The organism is Polaromonas sp. UBA4122 (genome assembly GCA_002381615.1).
Lineage (GTDB): Bacteria > Pseudomonadota > Gammaproteobacteria > Burkholderiales > Burkholderiaceae_C > Polaromonas.
Genome location: DFWY01000035.1, coordinates 1 through 8,235, shown reverse-complemented (window position 1 = coordinate 8,235; position 8,235 = coordinate 1). Strand labels below are relative to the sequence as shown.

Below are 8,235 nucleotides of genomic sequence, written 5' to 3'. Positions count from 1 at the left end.
CGCGCTTCGCTCGCAATGACGGCCCTTGGTAGCCGTCATGCCGGACTTGATCCGGCATCCATGCCTTCTATTTGCTATTATTTCAGTAGCTGTTTATGGAGTCAGCATAAGGGCTAGCGCTTGTTTTTATGTATAAATTACAAAGACATGGATTGCCGCGCCTTGGCCTGTCCTGAGCCTGTCGAAGGGCTCGCAATGACGATGGGGCCGCAACAGGCATCCTTGGCCTGCTGCCATACCGCTCTGCGTTACAGTTGAGATATGGCACCCACAGTTGTACGCGACGGACCATTCCGACTATTTTTCTTCTCACGCGAAGAAACGCGTATCCATGTCCACGTTGCCCACCCGGATGGCGAGGCAAAGTTCTGGCTCACGCCGCAGGTTGACCTGGCCAGCCACATTGGCTTGTCTGCCAAACAATGCCATGAAGCGCAAATTGTTGTCGAGGCACACATCGAGGAGATTCGAAATGCATGGCACCACCACTTCGGCAGTTGAAGTCACCCACGTGTCAAAACACGGATTCTGGTTGCTCCTTGACGACGAGGAGTTGTTCGTTCCTTTCGAGCAATTTCCGTGGTTCAAAAAGGCAAGCATCGATCAGCTGACCGACGTTCTTTGGCCCACTCCTGATCACCTCTACTGGCCGCAACTCGACGCTGATCTTTCGGTCGAATCGATTCGCGATCCGTCGGCATTTCCATTGGTATCGAAGGCAGCGAGCCAGTAAGCATGCGCAAAGAATATGACTTTTCCGCTGCCAGGAAAAACCCCTATGCAGCCCGCGAGATCATCCGCCTGTCTTTGGCGGATCAGGAGCGCATGGCACAAGCACTTTTGTCACCGCCTGAGCCAGCGCCCGCTTTGCAACGTGCCGTCGCACGCCGCCAAAAACTCTTGAAACCCGAATGAGCGGCGCGTTGCTGGCCGATTCACGCAGCGGCGGCCTGTCAGTTCGTGAAGTCACCGCCAGCTACGGCGAGTTGGTGCTGGTTGAGCAGGCGGCGATGGACTTGCTGGCCGGTCTGGGCTGGACAGTCAAAAACCTGTATGCGGAAACCTTCGGTGACCAGGGCACCGAAGGCCGAATGAGCGAACACCAGGTCATTCTGCCGCGTCGTCTGCGGGCCGCGCTGGAGCAGCTGAACCCCGGCCTGCCGGCCGACGCCTACGCGCAGGCGGTGGAGCAGATCACGCAAGACCGCTCCAAGCAGATCGCCGTCAACGCCAACCGCGAGCTGTACCGTTTGCTGAAAGACGGCGTCAAGGTCAAGGTGCTGGACGACACAGGCGCGCACCGCATCGAGACGCTGCGCGTGATTGACTGGGCCACGCCCGGCAACAACGACTTTTTTCTGACCTCGCAAATGTGGGTGGCGGGCGATATGTACCGCCGTCGCTGCGATCTGGTGGCTTTTGTGAATGGCCTGCCGCTGGTGTTCATTGAACTCAAGAAACCGAGCGTGCCTTTGAAGAGCGCTTTTGACGCCAACCTGCGGGACTACAAGGGCCAGTCGGTGCCGCAACTGTTCCACCCCAATGCGTTCATCCTGCTGTCCAACGGCTCGGAAACGCGGGTGGGCACGCTGACCAGCGCCTGGGAGCACTTTTTTGACTGGAAGCGGGTGGATGACGAAGCCGAGGTTGTAGGCAAGGGCAGCAAGGTGTCGCTGGAGCGGGCCTTGCGTGGCTTGCTGGAGCCGACGCGGCTGCTGGACTACGTGGAGAATTTCACGGTGTTTGAAGAGGGCAAGGGCGGGCTGATCAAGAAGACGGCCAAAAACCACCAGTTTCTGGGTGTCAACAAGTCGATTGCCCGGCTGGTGGCATTGCGGGCAAGCCAGCAGGCCAGCGGCCAGATGGACGCCAAACGCCTGGGCGTGTTCTGGCATACGCAGGGCTCGGGCAAGAGTTTGTCGATGGTGTTCTTTACCCAGAAGGTGTTGCGCCGGGTGCTGGGCAGTTGCACTTTTGTGATCGTGACCGACCGCGAGGAGCTGGACGACCAGATCAGCAAGACCTTCAAGGCCACCGGTGCCACGGCCCGCGAGGATGTGCGGGCTACCAGCGGTGTCCACCTGAAAGAGCTGCTGAGTGGTAATGAGCGCTACATCTTCACGCTGATTCAAAAGTTCAGAAACGAGCCGGGCAAGGCGTACCCGCAGTTGTCGGATCGTTCGGACGTGATCGTGATCACCGACGAGGCGCACCGCAGCCAGTACGACATTTTTGCGCTGAACATGCGCAACGCCCTGCCCAACGCCGGCTTCATCGGTTTCACCGGCACGCCGCTGATCAAGGGTGAGGAAGAGCGCACGCGCGAGGTGTTTGGCGACTATGTCAGCGTCTATGACTTTGCCCGCTCGATTGAAGACGGCGCCACGGTACCGCTGTATTACGAGAACCGCATTCCCGAGGTGCAGCTCACCAATGAGGATTTGAATAAAGACCTGGAAGGCTTGCTGGAAGCGGCTGAGCTGGACGAGGATCAGGAGAAAAAGCTGGAGCGCGAGTTTGGCCGCGAGTACCACATCATCACCCGCGAAGACCGGCTGGACGCCATCGCCAAGGACTTGGTGACGCATTTCACCGGGCGGGGTTACCGGGGCAAGGCCATGATGGTGTGCATCGACAAGGCCACGGCGGTGCGCATGTATGACAAGGTGCAGGCGCATTGGCAGACTGAAATTGCGCGACTGAAGTCGGCACTGGTGCCAGTGAACCAGGTTGTAAATGGTGACGCTCGCGAGGCGCTGATCGCCCGCATTCACCTGATGGAGACCACCGACATGGCGGTGGTGGTGTCGCAAGGCCAGAACGAGGTGGAGGACCTCGCCAACAAGGGGCTGAACATCGTGCCGCACCGCCAGCGCATGCTCAAGGAAGACCTGGCAGAGCAGTTCAAGGCGCCCGAAGCGCCGCTGCGACTGGTGTTTGTCTGCGCCATGTGGATCACCGGCTTTGATGTGCCGACGTGTTCGACCATCTACCTCGACAAGCCGATGCGGGCGCACACGCTGATGCAAACCATCGCGCGGGCCAACCGCGTGGCGCCAGGCAAAGAATCCGGCCTGATCGTGGACTATGTGGGCATCTTTCGCGCCTTGCAAAACGCGCTGGCCATCTATGCCCAGCCCGGTGCCGCTGGCGGCGAAGCGGGTGCGCCTATTCTGGACAAAACCGAACTGGTGGCCGCGCTACGCTTGGCGCTGGACGAGGCCGACAGCTTTGCGTCGACACGCGGGGTGGCCCTGCCCACCATCGCGGCAGCACAAGGTTTTGAGCGCATTGGGCTGATTGATGATGCGATAGAAGCATTTCTGGGGACTGAGGTCGACAAGAAGCGCTACCTGAGTTTGGCCAGCCGCGTGGCACGGCTGTTCAGGGCCATCCTGCCCGACCCAACGGCCAATGAGCTGGCGCCGTTGTCGGTGCTGGTGTCTTATCTGGCCGCCAAGATCAAGGCCGAAACGGAGCAACCCGACATCTCGGCCGTCATGGGTGATGTGGAAGACCTGCTGAACGACTCGATTGCCACCGAGGGCTACAGGATCGGGCCAGCCAGCCGCGCGGAGTCATTGATCAACCTGTCTGAAATCGACTTCGAGGCGTTGCAAGCCAAGTTCGCCCAGGGCCACAAGCACACCGAGGCGGAAAAGCTGAAGCGACTGATTGAAGGCAAACTGGCGACGATGCTGAAGCTGAATGCCTCACGGGTCGACCTGGCTGAGAAATTCCAGAAACTGATTGACGCCTACAACGCGGGCAGCCAAAACATCGAAGCCCTGTTCGCTGAGCTGAAGGACTTTGTGCAAGTGCTTTCTGCTGAAGATCAGCGGGGTATTGCCGAGGGCCTGAGTGAGGAGGAACTGGCGCTGTTTGACATCCTGACCAAGCCGGAACCGGTGCTGACCAAAGCTGAACAGGCTGACGTGAAGAAAGTGTGCCGTGAGCTACTGGAAACGCTTAGACGCGAGAAGCTGGTTTTCGACTGGCGTGAGAAGCAGCAAACGAAGGCGGCGGTGATGCAGACCCTGAAACTGGAAATGCGGCGTTTGCCGGTGCAGTACACCAAGGACATCCGCGCCGAAAAGTTTGCCCGGGCGTATGCCCATGTGTATGACCATTACTACGGGGCGGGGTTGAGTGCGTACCGCCCGCTCCCATCCCAAGGACCCCAATGACCGATCTCTCCGCCTTCCCCATCACCCGCAAGTGGCCCGCCCAGCATCCCGAGCGGCTGCAGCTCTACTCGCTGCCCACGCCCAACGGCGTCAAGGTGTCGATCATGCTGGAAGAGGCCGGCCTGCCGTACGAGCCGCATCTGGTCAGCTTCGAGACCCATGACCAGATGTCGCCGGAATTCCTCTCGCTCTTTCCCAACAACAAGATTCCGGCCATCCTCGACCCCGACGGGCCGGGTGGCAAGCCGCTGGCGCTGTTCGAGTCCGGCGCGATCCTGCTCTATCTCGCCGAGAAGACGGACTTGTTCATCCCGCAGGATGCCGCTGGTCGCTACGAGACGGTCCAGTGGCTGATGTGGCAGATGGGCGGCGTCGGCCCGATATTTGGGCAGTTGGGCTTCTTCCATTTTTTCGCTGGCAAGGACTACGAGGACAAGCGCCCGCGTGACCGCTACGTGGCGGAGTCCAGGCGCTTGCTGGGCGTGCTGAACCAGCGGCTCGCCAGCCGCGCCTGGATCATGGGCGATGCCTACACCATCGCCGACATCGCCACCTTCCCCTGGGTGCGCAACCTGATCGAGCGCTACGAGGCGGGAGATCTGGTGGGCATGCAGGATTTTCCGCATGTCACGCGGGCGCTGGCGGCCTTTGTGGCGCGGCCGGCTGTGGGGCGAGGACTGGCGATTCCGCCGCGGCCTTGATTTGATAGCTGCTCCCGCAGGCAGGACGAGGGCTGGAGCCTGATTTGGCTTGAAGTCTTATGACTTTTCAGCTTGCGCCGCAGTTGCTTGAGCCTCGGAGGCCGAGGGGCGACAATCTAGCCCCAGCGCCCAGGAGAATTAGGGTCAGATCCCAGTTCACGCCATTTCTTCCATGAGCGACCCATCCTCACCAAAGCCGCTTCCAGACTATCCGCATGACCCACGCCGTCTCCCGCCTGCGCGCCGCGCGCCTGGCGCGCAGCTCCAAACCCTTTCTCGCCCGTGGCGGTCCGCGCGGGGAGCGCTGCGCGGGCTGCCGCCTGATCATCAGCCACTGCCTGTGTGCCTTGCACCCGGCGGTGACCACGCGAGCGGGGGTGTGCCTGATCATGGCCGACATCGAGCCGCTCAAGCCCAGCAACACGGGCTGGCTGATTGCCGATGTGGTCTCTAGCACTTCTGCCTTTGGCTGGGCGCGCACGGAGGTAGACCCTGCGCTGCTGGCCATGCTGGCCGACCCGCAGTGGCGGCCGTATCTGGTGTTTCCAGGGGAGTTCGTGGCGCCAGAGCGGGTGGTGACTCAGATGCTGCCCGTCGATCCAATAGATGGCAAGGAGGGCAAGCGCCCGCTGTTTGTGCTGCTGGACGCCACCTGGCCCGAGGCGCGCAAGATGTTTCGCAAAAGTCCCTACCTCGACCACCTGCCCGTGCTCAGCCTGCAGTCCGAGCAACTGTCACGCTACCGCCTGCGCCGCTCCAGGCGTGACGACCACTTTTGCACGTCCGAGGTGGGCGCCCTGTGCCTGGAGCTGGCCGGTGAGCCGCATGCGGCGCAGACGCTGGAGGCTTATCTGGATGTGTTCACCAACCACTATCTGAATGCCAAACAGCAGCGGCCCGTGGACATGGAAGACGCGGCGCACCAGCGTTTGCGCAGCCTGCGTCTGTCGCAAGGCAGTGGCGGCGCTGGCGTTTGACCAGACGCTGGCGCGGCTACGCTATGTCTTCGGCACAGCCGTCGGGCTGGAATTTCACGTCAACACGGGCAACCCAAGAGCGACAATCGACCCTCAACACCCAAGGCAACGTCGCCCCACATCAAGAGCAGCACCATGACCGAAGACCAAAACCGAAAAAACGAATTGAAGAAGATGGCGCTGTGCGATTCGTGCGCCGGCATCCAGCGCAACTGGCGCCGCGCCCCCGGGCATCCCGAGCTGGTGCAAGGCGACAACCGCCAGGAAAAGCGCGGCAACCATCTGGTCACCATCACCAAGTACCGCTGTGACCGCTGCGGCACAGCGTGGGAGTACGAGAACGACAAGGCCAACCTCCACGCGGGCTGGTCGGTGGTGGGTCGATAGACGGCGCTCACTTTTTTTCCCAGCCCATACGATTTCGCACGGGCGTTTCGTCGGCAATGGAATCGGGCGCCGCGCCAGTACGATGCGGCGTAGTGGGCGAGAGGGGTCGTGCTGATAAACGCACGCTTGTGCAAGAAACTGCCAGCTTGTCAATCCTGATTTGATAGCTGCTCCCGCAGGTACGACGGGAGCTAGGGCCTGATTTTGCTTGAAGTTTTTGACTTTTCAGGCCACTGCTTCGGCGCAGCTTGAGGGGCTCAGCTTTGGGGCTGGCGATGGACTGCCTATGATCCCTCTCAGTTTGTTTGACAGGAATTTCTATGTCTCAGTCTTCTGCGCTTGCCAGCTTCATGGCGGGCGCCCGGGATACCGTTCCAATGTTGGTCGGAGCCGCGCCCTTCGGCATGATTTTTGGAGCCTTGGTCGGAACCACGCAGCTTGCACCCTGGCAAGGGCAGTTGATGTCACTCAGCGTGTTTGCGGGGGCTAGCCAATTCATTGCCATTGGGCTGATGGTGGGACTGGCTGGCGCCATGGTGATCTGGTTTGCCACCTTTATCGTGAACTTGCGCCACATGCTATACGCGGCAGTGTTATTGCCGCATGTGCGCCATTTGCCAGGTCGTTGGCGCTGGTTGCTCGGCTTTTTGCTGACCGATGAAACTTTTGCGGTCATGGACAGCTACTACCGCAAACACCCCCATGCGCCCTTGGGGCATTGGTATTTTCTGGGCTCGGGCTTTTCGATGTATGCCAACTGGCAGTGCTGGACCTTGGTGGGGCTTTTGTTTGGCGCCGTTTTTCCCCAATTGAAAACCCTTGGCCTGGACTTTGCGATGGTGGTGACTTTCATCTCGATCGTTGTGCCGCAACTGGTTCGCTTGCCCCATTTCTCAGCCGCAGTGGCTGCTGGAAGCATGGCTTATCTGCTGAAGGACTTGCCATTCAAGCTGGGCCTGCTGGCGGCCATCGTGATCGGCGTTGCCATTGGCGTGCTGCTGACAAGGCTGCGCGCACCCACATCGACGGAAAGGGGCATGGCATGAGCGCCACCGCAACCATCATCGGCATGGCGGTGGTCACATTTTTTATTAAGGCGCTTGTCTTTGTTCTTGGCGACGGGGTGGGTTTTTCGCCGACATTGAAGCAGGCTCTGGGCTTTGTTCCGGTCACCGTGCTCACCGCGATTATTGTGCCCATGGTCTTGGCACCACACGGTCAGGAGTTGGAGTTGAGTTGGCGAAATCCTCAGCTGGTTGCGGCACTGTTTTCGGTGGCAGTGTGCGCCGTGACGCGGCACCAGTTGCTGACCATCATGGCCGGCCTGACCGTGTTCTTTGGATGGCAGTTTTTTTATGGGTAATACGGCGGCTGGGCAGTGCCCCGCAGCACCGCAAGCGCCCGCGTCACCGCTACGTGGCGGAGTCCAAGCGCTTGCTGGGCATTCAGGATTTTCCGCATGTCACGCGGGCGCTGGCGGTGTTTGTGGCGCGGCTGGCTGTGGTGAAAGGTTTTGGGATACCTCAGCGGTCCTTATTTGATAGCGGCTCTCGCAGGTACGACGGGGGCTAGAGTCTGATTTGGCAAAAAATTCTTTGTGCCGTAGTGTCTCAGGTACCGGTAGGATTGCCATCGGGCTGCGTCAAATCAACGTTATCGCCTCACGCAACAAGTCTGCCGTCAGTGGCAAGCCGCGCAACTCAAACGCCGTAATCAAATCCTGCGCAGGATTTGTCCAGCGGGCGCGCATTTTTTTGATGGCGCTCAGCGCAGGTCTCTTTTGCAGCTGCCGTTGATTTATCAAAAACTCATCGGGATGCTGAACCTCAATGCCTTAGGGTTGCAGAACTGTTTCCGGAAAATCTTTGGTGTTGAAAGTGACGATGGCGTCCGCGTGGCCAACAATGGCGGCGCACTGGATCATCTCAAGATCGCCTATTAAGACTTAGAACTTATCCGCAAATAATGTTTACGTCCATTGTG

At 59.8% G+C, this 8,235-nt stretch carries 10 protein-coding genes; all 10 read left to right on the top strand.

Translation table 11 applies throughout. From position 1 onward, the window contains the following. Positions 1–261 precede the first annotated feature (261 nt). Entirely contained in the window at positions 262–501 is a 240-nt protein-coding gene (locus tag B3F77_RS05275; protein WP_293603950.1) for a DUF4160 domain-containing protein, read from the top strand. After that, entirely contained in the window at positions 473–733 is a 261-nt protein-coding gene (locus B3F77_RS05270) for a DUF2442 domain-containing protein (protein WP_293603949.1), read from the top strand. The genes B3F77_RS05275 and B3F77_RS05270 overlap by 29 nt, the downstream gene beginning before the upstream one ends. A gap of 2 nt (positions 734–735) precedes the next feature. Then, positions 736–915, top strand: a complete 180-nt coding sequence (locus tag B3F77_RS05265) for a DUF1778 domain-containing protein (RefSeq protein WP_293603948.1) — start codon at positions 736–738, stop codon at positions 913–915. Continuing rightward, positions 912–4,187, top strand: a complete 3,276-nt coding sequence (locus B3F77_RS05260) for a type I restriction endonuclease subunit R (protein WP_293603947.1) — start codon at positions 912–914, stop codon at positions 4,185–4,187. The genes B3F77_RS05265 and B3F77_RS05260 overlap by 4 nt, the downstream gene beginning before the upstream one ends. Then, the gene (locus tag B3F77_RS05255) at positions 4,184–4,888 is read left to right on the top strand and encodes a glutathione S-transferase N-terminal domain-containing protein (protein ID WP_293603946.1); all 705 of its coding nucleotides are present in this window, start codon (positions 4,184–4,186) and stop codon (positions 4,886–4,888) included. Before B3F77_RS05260 ends, B3F77_RS05255 begins: the two co-directional genes overlap by 4 nt. Positions 4,889–5,103: 215 nt before the next feature. Continuing rightward, positions 5,104–5,865 (top strand): tRNA-uridine aminocarboxypropyltransferase, encoded by a 762-nt coding sequence (locus tag B3F77_RS05250; RefSeq protein WP_293603945.1) that lies wholly within the window; start codon positions 5,104–5,106, stop codon positions 5,863–5,865. 135 nt (positions 5,866–6,000) lie between these two features. Then, positions 6,001–6,252, top strand: coding sequence for a hypothetical protein (locus tag B3F77_RS05245; protein ID WP_293603944.1), 252 nt, complete (start codon positions 6,001–6,003; stop codon positions 6,250–6,252). Positions 6,253–6,572: 320 nt separating this feature from the next. Further along, entirely contained in the window at positions 6,573–7,298 is a 726-nt protein-coding gene (locus tag B3F77_RS05240) for an AzlC family ABC transporter permease (RefSeq protein WP_293603943.1), read from the top strand. After that, positions 7,295–7,615, top strand: coding sequence for an AzlD domain-containing protein (locus tag B3F77_RS05235; protein ID WP_293603942.1), 321 nt, complete (start codon positions 7,295–7,297; stop codon positions 7,613–7,615). The genes B3F77_RS05240 and B3F77_RS05235 overlap by 4 nt, the downstream gene beginning before the upstream one ends. Before the next feature lie 417 nt (positions 7,616–8,032). Continuing rightward, positions 8,033–8,194 carry a hypothetical protein gene (locus B3F77_RS05230; protein ID WP_293603941.1) on the top strand — a complete coding sequence of 54 codons (162 nt, stop codon included), beginning with the start codon at positions 8,033–8,035 and terminating at the stop codon, positions 8,192–8,194. Positions 8,195–8,235: the final 41 nt, after the last annotated feature.

What these genes read in the sequence shown, in the direction of transcription:
- B3F77_RS05275 (WP_293603950.1), top strand. Translation starts at nt 262, where the DNA reads ATGGCACCCACAGTTGTACGCGACGGACCATTCCGACTATTTTTCTTC.
- B3F77_RS05270 (WP_293603949.1), top strand. Translation starts at nt 473, where the DNA reads ATGCATGGCACCACCACTTCGGCAGTTGAAGTCACCCACGTGTCAAAA.
- B3F77_RS05265 (WP_293603948.1), top strand. Translation starts at nt 736, where the DNA reads ATGCGCAAAGAATATGACTTTTCCGCTGCCAGGAAAAACCCCTATGCA.
- B3F77_RS05260 (WP_293603947.1), top strand. Translation starts at nt 912, where the DNA reads ATGAGCGGCGCGTTGCTGGCCGATTCACGCAGCGGCGGCCTGTCAGTT.
- B3F77_RS05255 (WP_293603946.1), top strand. Translation starts at nt 4,184, where the DNA reads ATGACCGATCTCTCCGCCTTCCCCATCACCCGCAAGTGGCCCGCCCAG.
- B3F77_RS05250 (WP_293603945.1), top strand. Translation starts at nt 5,104, where the DNA reads ATGACCCACGCCGTCTCCCGCCTGCGCGCCGCGCGCCTGGCGCGCAGC.
- B3F77_RS05245 (WP_293603944.1), top strand. Translation starts at nt 6,001, where the DNA reads ATGACCGAAGACCAAAACCGAAAAAACGAATTGAAGAAGATGGCGCTG.
- B3F77_RS05240 (WP_293603943.1), top strand. Translation starts at nt 6,573, where the DNA reads ATGTCTCAGTCTTCTGCGCTTGCCAGCTTCATGGCGGGCGCCCGGGAT.
- B3F77_RS05235 (WP_293603942.1), top strand. Translation starts at nt 7,295, where the DNA reads ATGAGCGCCACCGCAACCATCATCGGCATGGCGGTGGTCACATTTTTT.